Consider the following 18,741-nt stretch of genomic DNA (forward strand, 5'->3'; position numbering starts at 1 on the left):
GACCCGTGCACCGGGTGGCGCGCCGTGCTGAGGCTGGAGAAACGCCCCCAGCCCAGCCGCGCGTGGGCCTGGGCGACGCCCGTGCTCGCCGTGGTTCTGACGATGATCGCGGGCGGGCTGCTGTTCGCGGCGCTGGGCAAGGACCCGGTGGAGGCGATCCGCACGATCTTCTGGGACCCGCTGTTCGGGCAGTATGCGAGCTATTCGCGGCCGCAGCTCCTGGTGAAGGCGGGGCCGCTGATCCTGATCGCGATCGGGCTGTCGCTCGGCTTCCGGGCCGGCATCTGGAACATCGGGGCGGAGGGGCAGTACATCGTCGGCGCGCTCTGCGCCGCGGCGGTGGGGCTGGCCTTCTACCCGTCCGAGGCGCGGTGGGTGATCTTTCCGCTGATGATCGTCGCCGGCGCGCTCGGCGGGCTGCTCTGGGCGATGATCCCGGGGCTGCTGAAGGTCCGGTTCGGGACCAACGAGATCCTCGTCTCGCTGATGCTGGTCTACGTGGCCGAGAACGTGCAGTCGTGGATGGCGCTCGGGCCATTGCGGAACCCCGAGGGCATGGGCTTTCCCGGCTCGCGCAATCTCGCCCAGTATCCGGCCGCGGCGAACCCCGAGCTGATCGCGGGGACGGGGATGCACTGGGGCGTGGTCGCGGCGCTGCTGGCGGTGATCGCGGCCTACGTGCTGCTGTCGCGGCACCTGCTCGGCTTCCACATCCGGCTGACGGGCGAGAGCCCGCGGGCGGCGGCGTTCTCGGGGGTCAATCCGGGCGCGCTGATCCTGATCTGCATGGGCGCCTCGGGGGCCTTGGCGGGGCTGGCGGGGATGTTCGAGATCACCGGGCCGTCGGGGCGGGTCTCGATCGACTTCAACGTCGGATACGGGTTCACCGCGATCATCGTGGCGTTCCTCGGGCGGCTGCATCCGGTGGGGATCCTGCTGGCCGGGCTGCTGCTGGCGCTGACCTACATCGGCGGCGAGGTGGCGAGCCTGACGCTGCGCCTGCCGGTGGCGGCGATCCAGCTGTTCCAGGGGATGCTGCTGTTCTTCCTGCTCGCGGTGGACGTGCTGACGAACTACCGGGTGCGGCGGGCGCGGGAGGGGACGGCGTGAGCGTTCTCGGCGTCGGTCCTGGCAGCACCCCCGGGGGCGCTTCGCCCCCCGGACCCCCAGAGGATATTTGTGGCTCGATGAGAGGGGCGCGCGGCTGATGTTCGGCTCGATCGACCCGCTGCTGCTGCTCGCCTCGCTGATGGTCGCCGCGACGCCGATCGTGTTCGCCGCGATCGGCGAGCTGGTGGTGGAGCGGGCGGGAGTCCTCAATCTCGGCGTCGAGGGGATGATGATCACCGGCGCGGTCTGCGGCTTCATCGTGGCGGTGCAGACCGGCAGCCCGCTCCTCGGCTTCGCCGGCGCGGCGGTGGGGGGCGCGGCGCTGTCGCTGCTGTTCGCGGCGCTCACGCAGTACCTGCTGTCCAACCAGGTGGCGACGGGGCTCGCGCTGACGCTGTTCGGCCTCGGACTCGCCTCGCTGCTGGGGCAGGGCTGGGTCGGGATCCGGGCGCCGTCGGTCCCGGATCTGCCGCTGGGACCGCTGCGGGACATCCCGGTCCTCGGGCCCGTCCTCTTCCGGCACGACCCGATGGTCTATCTCGGCCTGCTGGTCTGCCTCGGCGTCTGGTGGTTCCTGAACCGCACCCGCGGCGGACTGATCCTGCGGGCGGTGGGCGACAACCACGACGCGGCGCACGCGCTCGGCTACCGGGTGGTGCGGGTGCGGGTGCTGGCGATCCTGTTCGGCGGCGCGATGGCGGGCTTGGGCGGGGCGTACCTGTCGCTCGTGCGGGTGCCGACCTGGACCGACGGGATCACCGCCGGCGCCGGCTGGATCGCGCTCGCCATCGTGGTTTTCGCCTCGTGGCGGCCGGGGCGGCTGGTGATCGGCGCCTACCTCTTCGGCGGGGTCGCCCAGCTGCAGCTGAACCTGCAGGCCGCGGGCGTCCGCGTCCCGGTCGAGATCCTGTCGATGTCGCCGTACATCGCGACGATCCTCGTCCTCGTCCTTCTCTCGGCCGGGCGCGCCCCGGGGTGTCTCGGCCGGAGTTTCCACGCGGCCCGCTGACGGGCCGTCCCATTCCACGACCACTCAGGGAGCACCAGGGAATGAAAAGAAGAACGCTACTGATCTCGGGCGCCGGCACCGCCTTCGCCGCCGCGCTCGGCAGCCCGCTGCGGGCGCAGGAGCCGATCAAGGTCGGTTTCGTCTATGTCGGCCCGATCGGCGACGGCGGCTGGACCTACCAGCACAACGAGGGTCGTCTGGCGCTGGAGGAACATTTCGGCGACCAGGTGGAGACGATCTACCAGGAGAGCGTGCCCGAAGGTCCCGACGCCGAGCGCGTGCTGACGCAGATGGCGCTGCAGGGCGCGGACATCATCTTCACCACATCCTTCGGCTACATGGAGGCGACCAACAACGTCGCCGCCCAGTTCCCGGACGTGAAGTTCGAGCACGCGACCGGCTACATGCGCAACACGCCGAACGTCGCCACCTATGACGCGCGCTTCTACGAGGGCCGGGCGGTGATCGGCACCATCGCCGGGCACATGACCCAGACCAACAAGATCGGCTACATCGGCTCGTTCCCGATCCCCGAGGTGATCCAGGGCATCAATTCGTCCTTCCTGCATGCGCGGAAGGTGAACCCGGACGTCGAAATGGTGGTGGTCTGGGCCTACACCTGGATCGACCCCGCCAAGGAGGCCGACGCCGCCAAGGCCCTGCTCGAGCAGGGCGTCGACGTGATCCTGCAGCACACCGACAGCACCGCGCCGCAGGCCGCGGCGGCCGAGGCGGGCAACGTCTACACCTTCGGGCAGGCGTCCGACATGGCGGCCTTCAAGCCGACGCCGCGGATCGCGTCGATCATCGACAACTGGGCGCCCTACTACATCGAGCGCATCCAGGCGCTGATGGACGGCACCTGGGAATCGACCCACACCTGGGGCGGCATCGGCGACGGCGAGGTCGAGATCGGCGAGATCACCGACGCGGTGCCCGCCGAGGTGAAGGCCGAGGCCGAGCAGATGATCGCCGACATCGCGTCGGGCGCGTATCACCCGTTCACCGGCCCGATCAACAAGCAGGACGGCACGCCGTGGCTGGCCGAGGGCGAGGTCGCGACGGACGAGCAGCTGGTCTCGATGGACTTCTACGTCGAGGGGATGACGGGCGAGATCCCGAACTGACGCCGATCCCGGACCCGCGCCGATCCTCGGCGCGGGTTTTTTTTTACGCAACCCGGGGTTAGCCTCTCGTCTGCCCCGGCGCCGCCACAAAGGCGCCACGATGGCCTTAATAGGCTTGTGTGGCATCTTGAACGGGGCAAGAATGAGCAGGCGGTCACCCAAGAAGTTCTTCAGCGACGACGACGGATCGTCGACGGTCGAGGCGGTCCTCTGGGTGCCAATGCTGGCCATGCTGCTGATCCTGATCACGGACGTCTCGTTCATATTCTACGGGCGGGCCGAGACGATGCGCATCGTCCAGGACGCCAATCGTGCCTTCTCGGTCGGACGGCTGGCCGACGAGGCGGAGACGATGGCCTTCATCCGCTCCGCCCTGTCCGGGCTATCCCCGAACGCCGAGGTCGAAACCACCCTGGAACTGGGCGTTATTCGCTCCCGCGTGCTGCTGCCGATCGACGACCTTATGGCGGTCGGGACGATTCCCGGTCTGACCGGATTTGACGTATCGGTGATGTCCCAACATCTGCTGGAGTCCTGAATGTCCCACTGCGCTGCCAAGACAGGGTTCCGCAAGACCCGTGCCGAGGACGGTGGCATGACCATCTTCGGGATGTTCCTGTTCGTCACGACCTGCGTCATCGGGGGCATGGCGCTGGATGTCACGCACCTCTATGCGGCCCGGACCCAGCTTCAGGTGGCCGCGGACCTTGCCGGACACGCGGCGATCTACACGCGCGAGAGCCGGTCCGAGAACACGGCCCGGCTGACCGCGATCGAGGCGGTCCGGTACGGCATGCCGGAGGAAAGCTTCGGCGATGTCCTCGACACGCCCGAGATCGTCTTCGGCGTGTACGAGAACGGCGCCTTTTCGCCGCTGGCGAACAGCCGCAGCGCGGTGATGGTCACGACCCACCGCTCGGATGCGTCGAACAACCCGGTCGACAGCTTCCTGTACCGGATGATCGGCAAGGACGATTGGGACGTCGTGACCCGGGCGGTCTACGCCACCTATCGACCCGCATGCTTTCGTGAGGGTATCGCGGCGGACGGCGTCGTCGACCTGCAGTCGAACAACGGCTTCTACGCGGGCTTCTGCGTCCATTCTAACGAGTATGTCTCGCTGAACCAGAACAACTTCTTCGAACCGGGCACCGTGGTGTCGATGCCGAACGAGGAGGACATCGACCTTCCGAACTCCGGCTTCGAGAAGAACGAGGGACTTCAGGCCGCGCTGCGGTCGGGCGCCTACCGCCTGCGCCTGATCAACCAGCTGCCGCAGATCATCGAGAACCTGCGGACCCGCGGGACGGAATGGACGCCGGACTATATCTCGTCCGCCCTGGTTCGCTCCATCACGAACGTCCGCAAGGTGGCGCCGGCGGACCTGACCCCCGGGACGACCCACTTCATCGCGTGCAACGGCAGCAATCTCACCCTGGACGCCGGCACCTACCAGTCGGTGGTCATCGTGACCCCCTGCGACGTGAAGTTCTCGAACGGCGTCATTCTCGAGGACGCGGTGGTCGCGACCACAAGCATCAACGACAAGTCGATGTCCGCTCCAAATGGGTTGCAGATCGGTCGCAACGACGACTGCGCCGACGGTGGTGGCGCCCAACTCCTGACGCTTGGCGGGATCGACGTAGCGTCCTCGCTGACCGCCTACAACGGCCAGCTCGTCGCGGCGGGGGACGTGCACTACGCCGCCAACGCCGACGGCATCCGCGGCATCTCGATTGTCGCGGGCGGCGAGGTGCACGGCACCTCGAACATGCGGATGGGCTTCTGCGGCGACGGGATGGAGAACAACTTCGAGGTGGATTACTTCCGTCTCGTCCAGTGACCGAGCGGCCTGGACCGGCCGCCCTCAGATCCCCCCCAAGTGCACGCCGATGGCGTCGCGCAGCTCGGTCTCCTCGTAGCCGAAGTGGCTGGCGACGACCTGCGCCAGCTTCTCCAGCACGGCACGCGCATCGGCGAACGTGTCGGCGCCCGGCGCGGCGTCGAGGGCGCGGGCGGCCTCCTCGAAACGGTGGAGCAGTTCGTGAACGACGAGGTGCTCTTCCTTCAGCCGGTCGACGACGGCGGTCAGCGCCGCCACGCCCACGGCGGAGAGGCCGGGGAACATGTGCGCCTCCTCGATGTCGTGGTGGGCGGTGAGGGCCATGCATTCGCGGCCGCAGAGGGTGCCGACGGCGCGCAGGTTCTGCAGCATCTGCGTCTCGTGCAGCGTCTCGGCCAGCTTGCCGGGCTGGTACTCGCCCGCCTCGAGGGCGTCCATGACGCGGGTCAGGCGGGCGATCTCCATCAGGTGGTAGCGGTGGATCGCGGCGAGGTGGCCGCCGGCCTCGCGCTGGGCCGGAGTGACGCCCGCGATCGGCGGCGCGGCGGGGCGGGTGCCGCGCTCGACGGTGAGCGCCTCGAGCGGTTCGTGCGCCAGCGGCCGGTCGTGGATCATGCGCGTCACTCCTGTTCCCCGGGGGCCGAGATATCCCCCCGGGCCGGAGGCGCAAGGGTCAGCCGTCCAGGTAGCGGGCGAGGCCGTCCATCGTGGTGTTGCCGATCTCGACCGCGCCGAAGCCGATGGCGCCGTCGCGCTGCGCCGTCGTCGGGTGCAGCTGGCGCAGCGAGACCACCGTCTTGCCGTTGGACTGCGCATCGAAGGTGACGGTCACGCGAAAGCGGTTCGGGTCGTCGTCCGTGTCGCTGCCGTGATCCATCACGAGGCGGCGGGGCGGATCGATCGAGAGGAAAAATATCCGGTTGCCCCAGCGTGTGCCGTCGGGGCCGTTGTAGACGAACCGCCAGAGGCCGCCCTCGCGGATGTCGCAGTCCAGCGTCTCGCAGGTGAAACCGGCGGGAGAGAACCAGGAGGTGATCGCCTCCGGCTCGGTCCAGGCGGCGAAGACGCGCTCGATCGGGTGGTCGTAGACGCGGGTCAGGACGATCTCGCGGTCGATGTCCCAGGTGTCGCGGGGGCTGTCGAGTGTCGGGGCGGTCATTCCTTGGTCCTTTCGGAGTGTGTGTCTGGCGCAGCGGTCCGGTCCAGCCAGTCGCCGAGGCGATCCAGCAGGCCCTCCCAACGCGCCCGCTCCGCCGCCATCCAGTCGGCGGTGGCGGCGAAGGTCTCGGGCCGCAGCCGGCAGACGCGGCGGCGGCCCTGCTTCTCGGTCGCGATCAGGGCGCTGTCCTCCAGCACCTTGAGGTGCTGCAGGAACGACGGCAGCGCCATATCGAACGGGCTGGCGAGGTCCGAGGCGGCCCGCGGGCCGTCCGCCAGCGCGGCGAGGACGGCGCGCCGGGTGGGATCGGCGAGGGCGTGGAAGGTCGAATCGAGGGCGGTTTGGTTAGGCATTTACCTAAGTTATGCCGACCGGCCGTCGGCGGCAAGCGCAAAGTCAGGCATTCACCTAACAATCATCGTGGCGCGCCGGACGCGGGATCGGCGTCCTCCCGCGCCTGCCCCGGCGGACCTCTCGACGGGTGGGGCAGCCCATGCGACTGTCCCGGCCATGACGCTGACCCTCGCTTCCGGCCGCCCCGCCTCGCGCTTCGCCTTCGGCACCATGCAATGGGGCGCCGGCGCCTCCGAGGACGAGGCGCGGCGCATGTACGATGCCTGCCGCGCCGCCGGGATCGACCATTTCGACACCGCGGTCGGCTATACCGAGGGCCGGTCCGAGGAGATCCTCGGACGCATCGCGCGGGGCGACCGCGACCAGCTCTACGTCGCGACGAAGATCGGCTACGACGGCGACGGCAGCCGGGACGCCCTGCTGGCGCACTGGGACCGCAGCCGGCGCCAGCTGGACCTCGACAGCGTCGACCTCCTCTACCTGCACCGCTTCCACGCCGAGACGCCGCTGGAGGCGCAGTTCGAGGTGCTGGCGCGGCTGCAGTCGGACGGGGCCATCCGGCATATCGGCGTGTCGAACTACGCCGCGTGGCAGGTGATGAAGGCACAGGCCGTGGCGGCGAGCCTCGGCACCCGGATCGACGCGATCCAGCCGATGTACAACCTCGTCAAGCGCCAGGCCGAGGTGGAGATCCTGCCGATGGCGGCGGACCAGGGCCTCGCAGCCCTGCCCTACTCGCCCCTCGGCGGCGGCCTGCTGACCGGCAAGTACGCCCGCGGCGAGGGCGGGCGGCTGGCCGAGAACGCGATGTACGGGCGCCGCTACGCGCCCGACTGGATGCACGCGGCGGCAAAGGGCCTCAGCGACATCGCGGCAGAGGTCGGAACGGATCCCGCGACGCTCGCCGTCGCCTGGGTCGCGGCACATGCCGCGGGACCGATGCCCATCGTCTCGGGCCGCTCGACCGAGCAGCTGCAGCCGTCGCTCGCGGCGCTGTCGTTCGAGATGGACGCCGACCTCTACGCCCGCCTCTGCGCGCTGACGCCGACGCCGCCCCCCGCCACCGACAGACTGGAAGAGCAGGCGTGAGCGATTTCCTCGTCATCGGCGGCGGGATCGCCGGCATCAGCGCGGGCGCACGCCTGGCCGAACTCGGCCGCGTGACGGTGCTGGAGCGGGAGCCGGCGCTGGCCTACCACGCGTCCGGCCGGTCGGCGGCCCTGTTCGAGGCGAACTACGGCAAGCCCGCGGTGATCGCCCTGAACCACGCCAGCCGCGAGCATCACCGCACGGCCCGTGGCGGCGTCCTGTCGCCGCGCGGCCTGATGCTCGTCGGCACGCCGGAGACGGAGGCCGCCTACCGCGAGGACGTGGCGGCGATGAAGCTGGACGAGATTTCGCCCCAGGAGGCGACGGCCCTCTTCCCGATCCTCGACACCGCCAGCGTCACGGCGGTCGCGCACAGCCCGGACGCCTGGGACATCGACACCGACAAGCTGGTGCAGGACTTCGCCCGCGACATCCGCGAGGCGGGCGGGCGCATCGTCACCGGCGCCGAGGTCACGGCGATCCGGCGGACGGATGCCGGCTGGTCGGTGACGGCCGGCGAGGAGCACGAGGCCGCGGTCCTGATCGACGCGGCGGGCGCCTGGGCGGACGTCGTGGCGTCGATGGCGGGGATCGCCCCCATCGGTTTCACGCCGCTCCGCCGCTCCATGGCGCGGATCGCCGCGCCCGAGGGCCTCGACCCCGGCGGCTGGCCGATGGTCTTCGGCGCGGGCGAGGCGTGGTACATGAAGCCGGACGCCGGGGCGCTCATCGTCTCGCCCGCCGACGAGGACCCGGCGGAGCCGCACGATGCCTGGGCCGACGACATGGTGCTGGCCGAAGGGCTGGCCCGCTACGAGGCGCACGTGACGGCGCCGGTGACGCGGATGCTGGCGAACTGGGCGGGCCTGCGGACCTTCGCCCCCGACCGGCAGCTGGTCCTCGGCCCGGACCCGTCCGACCCGTCCTTCGTCTGGTGCGCGGGCCAGGGCGGCTACGGCTTCCAGTCGTCGCCCGCCGCCTCGCGCCTGCTCGCCGACCTGGTGGGCGGGCGGACGCCCGAGCTCGATCCCGCCACCGTTGTTGCCCTGTCCCCGTCGAGGTTCCGATGATGCTGACCCGCAGAGCCGCCCTGACCGGCGCCCTCGCCCTCGCCGCCTGCGGCCGGCGCCCCGCCGCCGCGCCGCCGCCCCGGATGGAGAGCGACATCCGCGTGATCCCGCCGAACTTCGGCGAGAGCCATCCGGTCGACTGGCCGGGCCGCACCCCGTCGCAGTACGCCGTGCACGGCATCGACGTCTCGCGCTGGCAGGGCGACATCGACTGGCGCCGGGCCCGGGCCGCGGGGGTGAACTTCGCGTTCCTGAAGGCGACCGAAGGCGGCGACCGCACCGATCCGCGGTTCCTCGACTACACGCGGGGCGCGACGGCGGCGGGCATCGTCACCGGACCCTACCACTTCTACTACTTCTGCCGCCCCGCGCACGAGCAGGCGGCCTGGTTCATCCAGAACGTGCCGAAGATGCCGGGCGCCCTGCCCCCGGTCGTCGACCTGGAGTGGAACCACCTGTCGCCGACCTGCACCCTGCGCCCGCCGGCGGCGGAGGTGCAGGCCGAGATCGGCCGCTTCGTCGGCATCCTCGCCGCCCACTACGGGCGGCGACCGCTGATCTACACCACCCGCGACTTCTGGGCCGAGACAGGCATCGAGGCGATCGGCGGCGAGCGCTGGCTGCGGGCGGTGACGATGCATCCTGACGAGGCCTACAACGACGCGCTCTGGCACTTCTGGCAGTATTCGGGGACCGGGATCGTGGACGGGGTCACGGGGAACTGCGACCTCAACTGCTTCTCCGGCAGCGCACAGTCGTGGCGGGCGTGGCTGGCGGCGCGGCGGCAGCCCGGCTGACACCTTGACCGCGCCGGTGCGCCGCTCCAAGTGATGCGCATCATGGAGGAGTCCCCCAACCCCGAGCTCCGGCGCGAGCTTCTGCGCCGCCGCTTCGACCGCCAGTTCCAGCAGATCTACCGGACCCTCCCCTGGCTGCGGCGACCGCTGGAGCGGATCCGGGCGCGCGGCTGGTGGGTGGTCCGGGTTCCGCTGGCGCTGATCTTCATCGTCGGCGCATTCCTGGCGATCCTGCCGGTCTTCGGGCTGTGGATGCTGCCGATCGGCCTGATCCTCCTCGCCATCGACCTGCCGGTGCTGCAGGGCCCGGTCACCGCCATGATGATCCGCGTCCGCCGCTGGTGGGAGCTGAAGATGCGGGCCCGCCGCAACCGGCGCTGAGACGCCCCTTCTCCCTCTCATCGAGCCATAAATATTCCTCGGGGGGGGCGGCGTGAGCCGCGGGGGGCAGACAGCCCCCCTCCGACATCGGCGTCTCGCGCCGCCACGCACCATGGCGCGTCACGTCGCCACCCGCGCCGAGCCCCGGCCGACCGGCCGGGGCGAGAGGGGGAGCATGCGGCGTCAGCCGCTCCGCCGGGTCAGCCGTCGACGCGGATACGGGCGTTGGTCGGATCGTAGGGCGAATCCTCGGCGACCACGGCCTCGTAAAGCTCGCGGAACATCCGCACCTGCAGCTTCGTCCCCGGCGCGGCGAGGTCGGGGCGGACGTAACCCATGCCGATCTGCTTGCCGAAGGCCACCGACCAGCCGCCCGAGGTCAGCCGCCCGACCCGCTCGCCATCGGCGAACAGCGCCTCCTTGCCCCACGGGTCGGCGTCGGCCGGCCCGTCGATCAGCAGGGTCACGCATTTCGACCGGACGCCGAGGGCCTCCATCGCCGCCTTGCCGCGGAAGTCCTTCTCGAGGTCCACGAACCGGTCGAGCCCCGCCTCCAGCGGCGTCGCGTCGCGGCCGAGCTCGGTGCCGAAGGCGCGGTAGCTCTTCTCCTGCCGCAGCCAGTTCTGCGCCCGGGCGCCGACGAGGGTCAGGCCGTGCGGCTCCCCCGCCTCCATCAGGCGGTCCCACAGGTGGGTCTGCATCTCGATCGGGTGGTGCAGCTCCCACCCCAGCTCGCCGGTGTAGGCGACGCGGATCGCCAGCGTCGGCACCATGCCGAGCTCGATGTCGCGGGCCGACAGCCAGGGGAAGCGCTTGTTCGACAGGGCCGTCGCGGGGTCGGCATCCTTCACCAGCGCCTTGAGGATGTCCCGCGACTTCGGCCCGGCGAGGGCGAAGACGCCCCACTGCGTCGTCACGTCGTGGGCCATGACCCAGGCGCCGCCGTTCGCGATCCAGTCCTCCATCGACTTCTGCAGATAGTCGGCGTCGTAGGCCGTCGACGCGCCGGCGGAGACGAGGTAGTAGCCGTTCTCCTCGCGCCGGACGATCGTGTACTCGGTTCGCGTCGTGCCGGCGTCGGTGAGGGCGTAGGTCAGGTTGATGCGGCCGACCTTCGGCAGCTTGTTCGTCGTGAACCAGTCGAGGAAGGCCGTCGCGCCGGGGCCGCTCACCCAGTGCTTGGTGAAGGCGGTGGCGTCGATGAGGCCCGCGCCCTCGCGGATCGCCTTCGCCTCGGCCTCGGCATGGGGCCACCAGGTGCCGCGCCGGAACGAGCGGCCGTCATGGTCGAAGTCCGCCGGCGCATCGACGGGACCGTAATAGTTCGGCCGCTCCCAGCCGTTCACCTGCCCGAACTGCGCGCCCTTCGCCTTCTGTCGGTCGTAGGCCGGCGCGGTGCGCAGCGGGCGGCAGGCCGGCCGCTCCTCGTCGGGATGGTGCAGGATGAAGACGTGCTCGTACGCCTCCTCGTTCTTGCGGGCGGCGTACTCGGTCGTCATCCAGCGGCCGTAGCGCTTGGGGTCGAGGCTGGCCATGTCGATCTCGGCCTCGCCTTGCGTCATCAGCTGGGCGAGGTAATGGCCGGTGCCGCCGGCGGCGGTGATGCCGAACGAGAAGCCCTCGGCCAGCCACATGTTGCGCAGGCCCGGCGCCGGGCCGACCAGTGGATTGCCGTCCGGCGTATAGCAGATCGGGCCGTTGAAATCGTCCTTCAGGCCCACCGACTCCGACGACGGGATGCGGTGGATCATCGACATGTACTCCTCCTCGATCCGCTCGAGGTCGAGCGGGAAGAGGTCGGCGCGGAAGCTGTCGGGCACGCCGTATTCGAACCGCGCGGGGGCATTCCGCTCGTAGGGGCCGAGGATCCAGCCGCCCCGCTCCTCGCGGACGTACCACTTGGCGTCGGCGTCGCGCAGCACGGGGTGCTGGTCGTGGGTCTTGCGCCATTCGACGAGGGCCGGGTCGGGCTCGGTCACGATGTACTGGTGCTCGACCGGGATCGCGGGGATCTTAATGCCGAGGAGCCTGGCGGTGCGCTGGGCGTGGTTGCCGGTGGCGGTGACGACGTGCTCGGCGCGGATGACGGCGGTCTCGTCGGAGGGGACGAGGTTGCCGCCCTTCTCGACCATCTTCGAGACGCTGACCTCCCACTCCGACCCGGTCCACTTGTAGCCGTCGACCTGCCATTTCCGCTCTATCGTGACGCCGTGCTGGCGGGCGCCCTTGGCCATCGCCATCGTCACGTCGGCGGGGTTGATGTAGCCGTCCTGCGGGTGGAACAGTGCGCCCTTCAGATCCTCCGTCCGCACCAGCGGCCAGCGGTCCGCGATCTCCTTGGGACTCAGGAACTCGTGGTAGACGTCCGCCGTCTCGGCGACGGAGGAATAGAGCATGTACTCGTCCATCCGCGCGTCGGTCTGCGCCATCCGCAGGTTGCCGACGACGTAGAAGCCGGCGTTGAGGCCGGTCTCGGCCTCCAGCCCCTTGTAGAAGTCGACGCTGTACTTGTGGATGTGGGTCGTCGCGTAGCTCATGTTGAAGAGCGGCAGCAGGCCCGCGGCATGCCAGGTGGAGCCGGAGGTCAGCTCGTCCCGCTCCAGCAGCATCGTGTCCCAGCCGGCGCGGCCCAGATGGTAGGCGATGCCGGTCCCGACGGCGCCGCCGCCGACGACGAGGGCGCGGACATGGGTCTTCAGCTCGGGCATGGGGCGACTCTCCCGTCGGGCAGGCGTGAACTCGCCGGCACCATGCCTGCAATGCCGCCGCCGTCCGGGTGGCGGGCGACCTGATGTCGGCGATTTGCGACGCTGCGCGGGTCAGTCGCGGGGGGCCGGCTTCGGGCGGTTGGTCGTGTTCAGCAGGTGACGGGGGACGGGGCTGCCGCCCGCAGGCGCTGCGGCCCGCCGCTCCGGTTCCGCGGACTCGTCGCCGCGCAACAGATCGACGATGACCCCCAGACCGAGGCCGCGGCGCGTCAGGACCGGCCGTCCTTGCGCATACTCGGCGGCGAGTGCGATCAGGAAGCCCCCGACGAGGACGATGCCGAGGAGCCGGCTGGCGATCTTCACGCGGGAGCTCCGGCCTTGCCGTCAGTCGCCGTCGATCTGGCCGGAGCGGCGGATGACGACCTCTGATGCCGCCTCCTGCGCCGCGACCTCGTCCAGCGCCGCCTCCATCGCGCGGCCGTCCCCGCCCTCGATGATGGCGAGAACGGAGGCCGGGGATCCCGGCTCCGGGCCCGGCCCGGGTCCGTCGATCAGGCCCATGCGGACCAACTCGGCGTCCGCCGCCTGCATCATCGCGCCGATCTGCGCGTCCGTCGGGCCCGTCGAGTCGCCGGTGGCGGTCTGCTCCATCGTTCCGGTCGGCGTGCCGACCATGCCCCCGCCCCATCCGGGCGTGGCTGGCCGGCGCTCGACCGCGGCGGTCGGGGACGACGGCGGCTCCGACCAGGCGCGGACGGCGAACGCGGACGCGTAGTCCGAGAACGAGAGCTCCCGTCCGTCGAGGGCGGCCCGACGGGACTGGTTGGCGTAGTCGATGACGGCCACGGTACCGAGGCCGATGACGACCAGGGGCAGGAACCCTGTCAGCAGGGGGGACTTGGGCACGGGGATCACCTCGTGGCTGCGCGGTCGGCGGGCTGGATCGGCCGCCGATGCGGCGAGAGTATGGCCTCCGCTTGCCGCCCCGTGGCACGCGGTCTAGTCAGGGGCGGCAGAGCCGCAGGGAGGCGCGTCATGCACATCTGCCGCACCGTCGCGGACGTCCGGTCGTTGGTCGCGGGCCTGCGGGCAGAAGGTCGCAGCGTCGGGCTCGTCACCACCATGGGGGCGCTGCACGACGGGCACCTGGCGCTGGTGGCCGAGGCGCGGGGTCTCTACGACGCGGTCGTCACGACGATCTTCGTGAACCCCACCCAGTTCGGCAATCCGCAGGACCTCGACGCCTATCCCCGCACCGAGGCCGAGGATCTCGCGAAGTTCGAGGCGGCGGGCGTCGCCGGCTGCTTCGTGCCCGAGGTGGGCGAGATGTATCCGGACGGCGACGAGACCATCGTCGAGACGACGCGCCTCGCCGGGCTGTTCCACGGCGCGGTGCGGCCGGGGCACTTCCGGGGCGTGGCGACGGTGGTCTGCAAGCTCTTCAACATCGTGCAGCCGGACGGGGCGTTCTTCGGGCAGAAGGACTACCAGCAGCTCGCCGTGATCCGGCGGATGGTGACCGACCTGCACATGCCGCTGGCGATCCACGGCGTGGCGACGGTGCGCGAGGCGGACGGCCTCGCCATGTCGTCGCGCAACGTGCGGCTGTCGCCGGAGGACCGCGCGGCAGCGCCGGTGCTGGCCCGCGCCCTCGACGCGGCCGAAGCGCTGGCGGCGCGGGGCGCGACGGTGGAGGAGGTGGCCGGGGTGATCCGCGAGATGGTGGAGGCCGAGCCGCGCGCCACGCTCGCCGGCCTCGACATCGTGGACGCGGGTCGGTTCCTGCCGGCCTCCGGCCCGGTGACGTCGCCGGTCGGCATCATGCTGTCGGCCGAGTTCGGCCCGCCGGACAACCGCGTCCTCCTCATCGACCAGCGCGAACTGACCCCGCAAGGAGCCTGACACCCATGTCCAGCCAGACCGAGCAGGTGCGCCGCACCACCGTGCCCCAGATCGCCCGCCGCAAGGGCGGCGAGCCGATCGTCTCGCTCACCTCCTATCACGCGCACACGGCCGCCATCGTGGACCGGCACGCGGACTTCATCCTCGTCGGCGACAGCCTCGGCATGGTGATGCACGGGATGGAATCGACCGTCGGCGTGCCGCTGGAGCTGATGATCATGCACGGCCGCGCCGTGGTCCGCGGCACCAAGAAGGCCCTGATCGTCGTCGACTTGCCGTTCGGCAGCTACGAGGAAAGCCCCTCCGTCGCCTTCCGCAATGCCGCCAGGGTGATGAAGGAGACCGGCTGCGGCGCGGTGAAGCTGGAGGGCGGGGCGCGGATGGCCGAGACGATCCGCTTCCTGACCGAGCGCGGCATCCCGGTGATGGCGCATATCGGCCTGACCCCGCAATCGGTGCACGTCATGGGCGGCTTCAAGACGCAGGGCCGGCAGGAGGCCGAGTGGGAGCCTCACATGGCCGACGCCCGCGCCGTGACCGACGCCGGCGCCTTTGCGGTGGTGCTGGAGGGCATGGTCGAACCGCTGGCGGCGAAGATAACCGCCGGGATCGCGATCCCCACCATCGGCATCGGCGCGAGCGTGGAGTGCGACGGGCAGATCCTCGTCCTCGAGGACATGCTGGGACTGAACCCCTGGACGCCGAAGTTCGTGAAGGTCTACGGCCAACTCGGGCCGATGATCGAGGACAGCGTGAAGCGCTACGCCGAGGAGGTGCGCGCGCGGACCTTCCCGACGGAGGATCAGGTCTACCGATAGGCGCGCCCCGACAACCCCCGCGTAGGGTGGGTGAAACCCACCGACCGGGGCGCGTGGTGGGTTTCACCCACCCTACGTGTCAATCGAAGCTGGGCACGCCGCGGCCGGCGGGGGCGCGGTGGGTGCGGCAGGATATTCGAAGAGCAAAGAAAAAGGCCGCGGCGCGAGCCGCGACCCTCTCTCGGGAATGCCGGGAAATCAGCGCCCGGCGATCCAGTCGTTGACCTCGCGGTGCGCCCGGTCCTTCTCGTAGCCGTACCGCTGCTGCAGCAGGCCCTCGAGTTCTTCCTGGCGGCCGCTCACGCGGTCGACGTCGTCGTTGGTGAGGTCGCCCCAGCGCTGCTGGGCCTGACCCTTCAGTTCCTTCCACTTGCCTTCGAACTGGTCGTTGTTCATGACGAACTCCTTCCTCTGTCTGAAGGCGGAGGCGTGTGCCCCCGTCTGCATGGGAAACGTGCGCCCCCGTGCGGGGGTTCCTTTCCCGTGTCCGCATGACCCCGCGTCGCGACCGGCCTCAGACCGCCCGCTTCAGCGCCTCGGCGAGGTCCGTCCGCTCCCACGAGAAGCCGCCGTCCGCTTCGGGCGCGCGCCCGAAATGGCCGTAGGCCGCGGTGCGGGCGTAGATCGGACGGTTGAGGTCGAGGTGCGAGCGGATGCCCCGGGGCGTCAGGTCCATCGCCTGAGCGACGGCCTTCTCGATCGCGGCCGGGTCCACCTCGCCGGTGCCGTGGGTGTCTGCGTAGATCGACAGCGGGCGGGAGACGCCGATCGCGTAGGACAGCTGGATGGTGCAGCGCTGCGCCATGCCGGCGGCCACGACGTTCTTGGCGAGATAGCGGGCGGCGTAGGCGGCCGAGCGGTCGACCTTGGTCGGATCCTTGCCCGAGAAGGCGCCGCCGCCGTGGGGCGCCGCGCCGCCGTAGGTGTCGACGATGATCTTGCGTCCCGTGAGGCCCGCGTCGCCGTCCGGCCCGCCGATGACGAAGGTGCCGGTCGGGTTGACCCACCATTCGGTGTCGTTCGTGATCCAGCCCTCGGGCAGCACCTCGCGGATGTAGGGCTCCACGATGGCGCGGATGTCGGCGGAGGTCTGGTCCTCGCGTTCGTGCTGGGTCGACAGCACGATGGAGGTGACGCCGACGGGCATGCCGCCTTCGTAGCGGACCGAGATCTGGCTCTTGGCGTCGGGCCGCAGCGTCGGCTCGCCCCCGGACTTCCGCGCATCGGACAGGCGGCGCAGGATCGCGTGGGCGTAGTGGATCGGCGCCGGCATCAGGTCGGGCGTCTCGGCGCAGGCGTAGCCGAACATGATGCCCTGGTCGCCGGCACCCTCGTCGCGGTTCCCGCCGCCGACGACGCCCTGCGCGATGTGTGCCGACTGCTCGTGCAGCAGGTTGGTGATCTCGCAGGTGGCGTGGTGGAACTTGTCCTGCTCGTAGCCGATGTCGCGGATCGCCTCGCGGGCGAGGTCGGGGACCGCCTGCATGTACTCGGCCAGCTTCGACTGGTCGGACAGACCCACCTCGCCGCCGATCACCACGCGGTTGGTGGTGGCGAAGGCCTCGCAGGCGACGCGGGCGGTCGGCTCGGCGCCGAGGAAGGCATCGAGGATGGTGTCCGAGATCCGGTCGCAGACCTTGTCGGGGTGACCCTCGGACACGGATTCCGAGGTGAAGACGTAATTCTGGCGGGACATGATGGGGAGCGCTCCATTGAAGTTCGCCGCCACGCCAGGAAGCCGTTGTGACGGAAAAAGTGACGTGCTTGCGTAAGGCTGCCCCCGGGCGGCGTCAATGGGACACACGCCGCCGCCCGGCCAGGCCGCCGACGAGCGCCAGCGCGAGCAGCAACGCGAGCGCCGGTCCGTCGCCGAGGCGGGTGTACGGCGTCGCCCCGCGCGCCTCCGGCAGCGGCGCCGCCATTGCCCCCTGCGTTCCGAGCGGCAGGCTCTCCAGCACCCGCCCCCGCGCGTCGATCAGCGCCGAGATGCCGGTATTGGCCGCGCGCACCATCGGCACGCCCTGCTCGATGCTGCGCAGGCGCGCCTGGGCGAGGTGCTGCTGCGGCCCGGCGCGGGTGCCGAACCAGGCGTCGTTGGTGATCAGGATCAGCAGGCGCGGCCGACCGGGCGCGGCGTTCACCTCCTCGGCGAAGATGCCCTCGTAGCAGATCAGCGCGGTGGCGGGACCGAGGCCGGGGATCTCGACGACGTCCGGCCCGGGACCGACCGAGAAACCGCCGGGCAGCATCTGGGCCAGGCCCCGCAGGCCGAACCGGGCGAGCAGGTCGCCGAACGGCAGGTACTCGCCGAACGGAACGAGGTGCCACTTATCGTAGATCGCGGCGACCGAACCGTCCGCGTCGAAGACCGCGAGGCTGTTCCAGTAGTCGCCCTCCGCCGTCCGGACGAGTCCGGTCGCAAGCGCGCCCGTCCCCGCCGCCCGGCCGAGCGGGGGCATCCGCGGCGTGACCCCGAGGTCGAGCGCCCACGGCAGCGACGTCTCCGGCCAGACGGTGAGCGACGCCGGAGGCCCTTCCGACAGGCGCAGGAGGTCGGCGAACTGCGCGTCGACGCGCGCCGGGTCCCACTTCTCGGCCTGCGGCACGTTCGGCTGCACGATCCGGACCAGCGGCGCGCCCTCGGGCGCCGGCCCCGCCGGACCGGGGTCGAGCGCCCACCACGCCCCGGCCAGAAGCCCCGCCTCCAGCAGCAGGAGGACGGCGAGGCCCGGCGCCGATCCTGCTCCTATCTTGCTCCAAATACCTCTCGGGGGGAGGCCGGCCCCGTCGGGGCCGGACGGGGGGCAGACAGCCCCCCTCGACGCCGCCCACAGGGCGACCGGCAGCGCCAGGAGGAGCGTCAGCAGCGTCAGGCCGTGCGGACCGCCCCACGCCGCGAGCTGGGCCAGCGGGGTGTCGATCCAGACGTGGCCGAGCAGCGCCCACGGGAACCCCGTCAGGATCAGGGACCGCGCCGCCTCCACCAGCCCGAGCGCCCCGGCGAGCGCGACGACGGCGCCCATGCCGCCGCCGCCCCAGCGGCGGGCGACCCACGCGGCAAGCGCCCAGAACAGGGCGAAGCCGCCGGCGGTGCCGACGATGCCGAGAGGGGCGAGGGCGCCGTACATCTCGGGATCGACGAGGAACGGCTCCACGATCCATTGCAGCGTCCAGCCGAAGTAGCCGACGCCCAGCAGCCATCCGGCCAGGGCGGGACGGCGCGCCCACACGACCATCGCCATCGCGAGGCCGAGCGCGAGCGGCGTCAGCCACCACAGGCCCCACGGCGCCTGGCCGAGGCCGGCCGCGACGCCGAGGGCCGGCAGCGCCGCGAGGCGCCAGCCGGCGCGGTCGGTCCGGGGCCAGGCGGTCAA

General features: G+C 70.9%; 20 protein-coding genes and 1 riboswitch. Of the genes, 11 read left to right on the forward strand and 9 right to left on the reverse strand.

Translation table 11 applies throughout. From position 1 onward, the window contains the following. Positions 1–24 precede the first annotated feature (24 nt). The 5 genes from A37W_RS0108850 (at position 25) to A37W_RS0108870 (ending at position 5,089) form a co-directional block, all read left to right on the forward strand. Positions 25–1,110, forward strand: a complete 1,086-nt coding sequence (locus A37W_RS0108850; protein WP_026198389.1) for an ABC transporter permease — start codon at positions 25–27, stop codon at positions 1,108–1,110. A 97-nt stretch (positions 1,111–1,207) separates the two neighbouring features. Next, a complete protein-coding gene (locus tag A37W_RS0108855; RefSeq protein WP_018302674.1) occupies positions 1,208–2,119 on the forward strand; it encodes an ABC transporter permease in 912 nt (303 codons plus the stop codon). 41 nt (positions 2,120–2,160) lie between these two features. After that, positions 2,161–3,246, forward strand: coding sequence for a BMP family ABC transporter substrate-binding protein (locus A37W_RS0108860; RefSeq protein ID WP_018302675.1), 1,086 nt, complete (start codon positions 2,161–2,163; stop codon positions 3,244–3,246). 142 nt (positions 3,247–3,388) lie between these two features. After that, a complete protein-coding gene (locus A37W_RS0108865) occupies positions 3,389–3,784 on the forward strand; it encodes a TadE/TadG family type IV pilus assembly protein (protein ID WP_018302676.1) in 396 nt (131 codons plus the stop codon). Between the two features lie 57 nt (positions 3,785–3,841). Beyond that, complete coding sequence (locus A37W_RS0108870; protein ID WP_018302677.1) at positions 3,842–5,089, forward strand: Tad domain-containing protein; 1,248 nt, start codon at positions 3,842–3,844, stop codon at positions 5,087–5,089. A gap of 24 nt (positions 5,090–5,113) precedes the next feature. On the opposite strand, the gene A37W_RS21365 is transcribed toward A37W_RS0108870, so the two are convergent. The 3 genes from A37W_RS21365 to A37W_RS0108885 are packed head-to-tail and all read right to left on the reverse strand — an operon-like array spanning position 5,114 to position 6,601. Next, the gene (locus tag A37W_RS21365; protein ID WP_018302678.1) at positions 5,114–5,704 is read right to left on the reverse strand and encodes a hemerythrin domain-containing protein; all 591 of its coding nucleotides are present in this window, start codon (positions 5,702–5,704) and stop codon (positions 5,114–5,116) included. Between the two features lie 58 nt (positions 5,705–5,762). Next, complete coding sequence (locus tag A37W_RS0108880) at positions 5,763–6,248, reverse strand: SRPBCC family protein (protein ID WP_018302679.1); 486 nt, start codon at positions 6,246–6,248, stop codon at positions 5,763–5,765. Next, a complete protein-coding gene (locus A37W_RS0108885) occupies positions 6,245–6,601 on the reverse strand; it encodes an ArsR/SmtB family transcription factor (RefSeq protein ID WP_018302680.1) in 357 nt (118 codons plus the stop codon). The genes A37W_RS0108880 and A37W_RS0108885 overlap by 4 nt, the downstream gene beginning before the upstream one ends. Positions 6,602–6,758: 157 nt before the next feature. Here A37W_RS0108885 and A37W_RS24280 point away from each other — a divergent pair, with 157 nt between their 5' ends. From A37W_RS24280 to A37W_RS0108905, 4 genes are read left to right on the forward strand one after another with little or no spacing between them, the layout of a single operon-like run. After that, positions 6,759–7,691, forward strand: a complete 933-nt coding sequence (locus A37W_RS24280) for an aldo/keto reductase (RefSeq protein WP_018302681.1) — start codon at positions 6,759–6,761, stop codon at positions 7,689–7,691. After that, a complete protein-coding gene (locus tag A37W_RS24285) occupies positions 7,688–8,761 on the forward strand; it encodes an NAD(P)/FAD-dependent oxidoreductase (protein WP_018302682.1) in 1,074 nt (357 codons plus the stop codon). The genes A37W_RS24280 and A37W_RS24285 overlap by 4 nt, the downstream gene beginning before the upstream one ends. After that, positions 8,761–9,558, forward strand: a complete 798-nt coding sequence (locus A37W_RS0108900) for a glycoside hydrolase family 25 protein (RefSeq protein WP_018302683.1) — start codon at positions 8,761–8,763, stop codon at positions 9,556–9,558. The genes A37W_RS24285 and A37W_RS0108900 overlap by 1 nt, the downstream gene beginning before the upstream one ends. A 33-nt stretch (positions 9,559–9,591) precedes the next feature. Next, a complete protein-coding gene (locus A37W_RS0108905; RefSeq protein ID WP_018302684.1) occupies positions 9,592–9,939 on the forward strand; it encodes a hypothetical protein in 348 nt (115 codons plus the stop codon). A gap of 200 nt (positions 9,940–10,139) precedes the next feature. On the opposite strand, the gene A37W_RS0108910 is transcribed toward A37W_RS0108905, so the two are convergent. From A37W_RS0108910 to A37W_RS0108920, 3 genes are all read right to left on the reverse strand, one after another. Further along, positions 10,140–12,638, reverse strand: a complete 2,499-nt coding sequence (locus A37W_RS0108910) for a GcvT family protein (protein ID WP_026198390.1) — start codon at positions 12,636–12,638, stop codon at positions 10,140–10,142. Between the two features lie 120 nt (positions 12,639–12,758). Continuing rightward, positions 12,759–13,010, reverse strand: coding sequence for a hypothetical protein (locus A37W_RS0108915; RefSeq protein ID WP_018302686.1), 252 nt, complete (start codon positions 13,008–13,010; stop codon positions 12,759–12,761). A gap of 21 nt (positions 13,011–13,031) precedes the next feature. Next, the gene (locus A37W_RS0108920; RefSeq protein WP_156169457.1) at positions 13,032–13,553 is read right to left on the reverse strand and encodes a hypothetical protein; all 522 of its coding nucleotides are present in this window, start codon (positions 13,551–13,553) and stop codon (positions 13,032–13,034) included. Between the two features lie 129 nt (positions 13,554–13,682). Between A37W_RS0108920 and panC the strand changes: the two genes are divergently transcribed. Both panC and panB read left to right on the forward strand, forming a co-directional pair. Next, on the forward strand, positions 13,683–14,549 hold the full coding sequence (panC, locus tag A37W_RS0108925) for a pantoate--beta-alanine ligase (protein WP_018302688.1): 867 nt from the start codon (positions 13,683–13,685) through the stop codon (positions 14,547–14,549). A gap of 5 nt (positions 14,550–14,554) precedes the next feature. After that, positions 14,555–15,367, forward strand: coding sequence for a 3-methyl-2-oxobutanoate hydroxymethyltransferase (gene panB / locus A37W_RS0108930; protein WP_018302689.1), 813 nt, complete (start codon positions 14,555–14,557; stop codon positions 15,365–15,367). A 198-nt stretch (positions 15,368–15,565) separates the two neighbouring features. Here the strand turns inward: panB and A37W_RS0108935 are convergent, their stop codons facing one another. The 3 genes from A37W_RS0108935 to lnt form a co-directional block, all read right to left on the reverse strand. Next, positions 15,566–15,763 (reverse strand): CsbD family protein, encoded by a 198-nt coding sequence (locus A37W_RS0108935; protein WP_018302690.1) that lies wholly within the window; start codon positions 15,761–15,763, stop codon positions 15,566–15,568. 118 nt (positions 15,764–15,881) lie between these two features. Further along, complete coding sequence (gene metK / locus A37W_RS0108940) at positions 15,882–17,063, reverse strand: methionine adenosyltransferase (protein WP_018302691.1); 1,182 nt, start codon at positions 17,061–17,063, stop codon at positions 15,882–15,884. 9 nt (positions 17,064–17,072) lie between these two features. Further along, a riboswitch (SAM-SAH riboswitch) is annotated at positions 17,073–17,120 on the reverse strand. Between the two features lie 37 nt (positions 17,121–17,157). Then, positions 17,158–18,741 carry an apolipoprotein N-acyltransferase gene (gene lnt, locus A37W_RS0108945; protein WP_018302692.1) on the reverse strand — a complete coding sequence of 528 codons (1,584 nt, stop codon included), beginning with the start codon at positions 18,739–18,741 and terminating at the stop codon, positions 17,158–17,160.

Source organism: Wenxinia marina DSM 24838, from assembly GCF_000379485.1.
Taxonomy (GTDB): Bacteria; Pseudomonadota; Alphaproteobacteria; order Rhodobacterales; family Rhodobacteraceae; genus Wenxinia; species Wenxinia marina.

Excerpts from the sequence above, each read along its gene's own strand:
- A37W_RS0108855 (WP_018302674.1), top strand. The coding sequence starts at position 1,208 with ATGTTCGGCTCGATCGACCCGCTGCTGCTGCTCGCCTCGCTGATGGTC.
- A37W_RS0108860 (WP_018302675.1), top strand. The coding sequence starts at position 2,161 with ATGAAAAGAAGAACGCTACTGATCTCGGGCGCCGGCACCGCCTTCGCC.
- A37W_RS0108865 (WP_018302676.1), top strand. The coding sequence starts at position 3,389 with ATGAGCAGGCGGTCACCCAAGAAGTTCTTCAGCGACGACGACGGATCG.
- A37W_RS0108870 (WP_018302677.1), top strand. The coding sequence starts at position 3,842 with ATGACCATCTTCGGGATGTTCCTGTTCGTCACGACCTGCGTCATCGGG.
- A37W_RS21365 (WP_018302678.1), bottom strand. The coding sequence starts at position 5,704 with ATGATCCACGACCGGCCGCTGGCGCACGAACCGCTCGAGGCGCTCACC.
- A37W_RS0108880 (WP_018302679.1), bottom strand. The coding sequence starts at position 6,248 with ATGACCGCCCCGACACTCGACAGCCCCCGCGACACCTGGGACATCGAC.
- A37W_RS0108885 (WP_018302680.1), bottom strand. The coding sequence starts at position 6,601 with ATGCCTAACCAAACCGCCCTCGATTCGACCTTCCACGCCCTCGCCGAT.
- A37W_RS24280 (WP_018302681.1), top strand. The coding sequence starts at position 6,759 with ATGACGCTGACCCTCGCTTCCGGCCGCCCCGCCTCGCGCTTCGCCTTC.
- A37W_RS0108900 (WP_018302683.1), top strand. The coding sequence starts at position 8,761 with ATGCTGACCCGCAGAGCCGCCCTGACCGGCGCCCTCGCCCTCGCCGCC.
- A37W_RS0108905 (WP_018302684.1), top strand. The coding sequence starts at position 9,592 with ATGCGCATCATGGAGGAGTCCCCCAACCCCGAGCTCCGGCGCGAGCTT.
- panC (WP_018302688.1), top strand. The coding sequence starts at position 13,683 with ATGCACATCTGCCGCACCGTCGCGGACGTCCGGTCGTTGGTCGCGGGC.
- panB (WP_018302689.1), top strand. The coding sequence starts at position 14,555 with ATGTCCAGCCAGACCGAGCAGGTGCGCCGCACCACCGTGCCCCAGATC.
- A37W_RS0108935 (WP_018302690.1), bottom strand. The coding sequence starts at position 15,763 with ATGAACAACGACCAGTTCGAAGGCAAGTGGAAGGAACTGAAGGGTCAG.
- metK (WP_018302691.1), bottom strand. The coding sequence starts at position 17,063 with ATGTCCCGCCAGAATTACGTCTTCACCTCGGAATCCGTGTCCGAGGGT.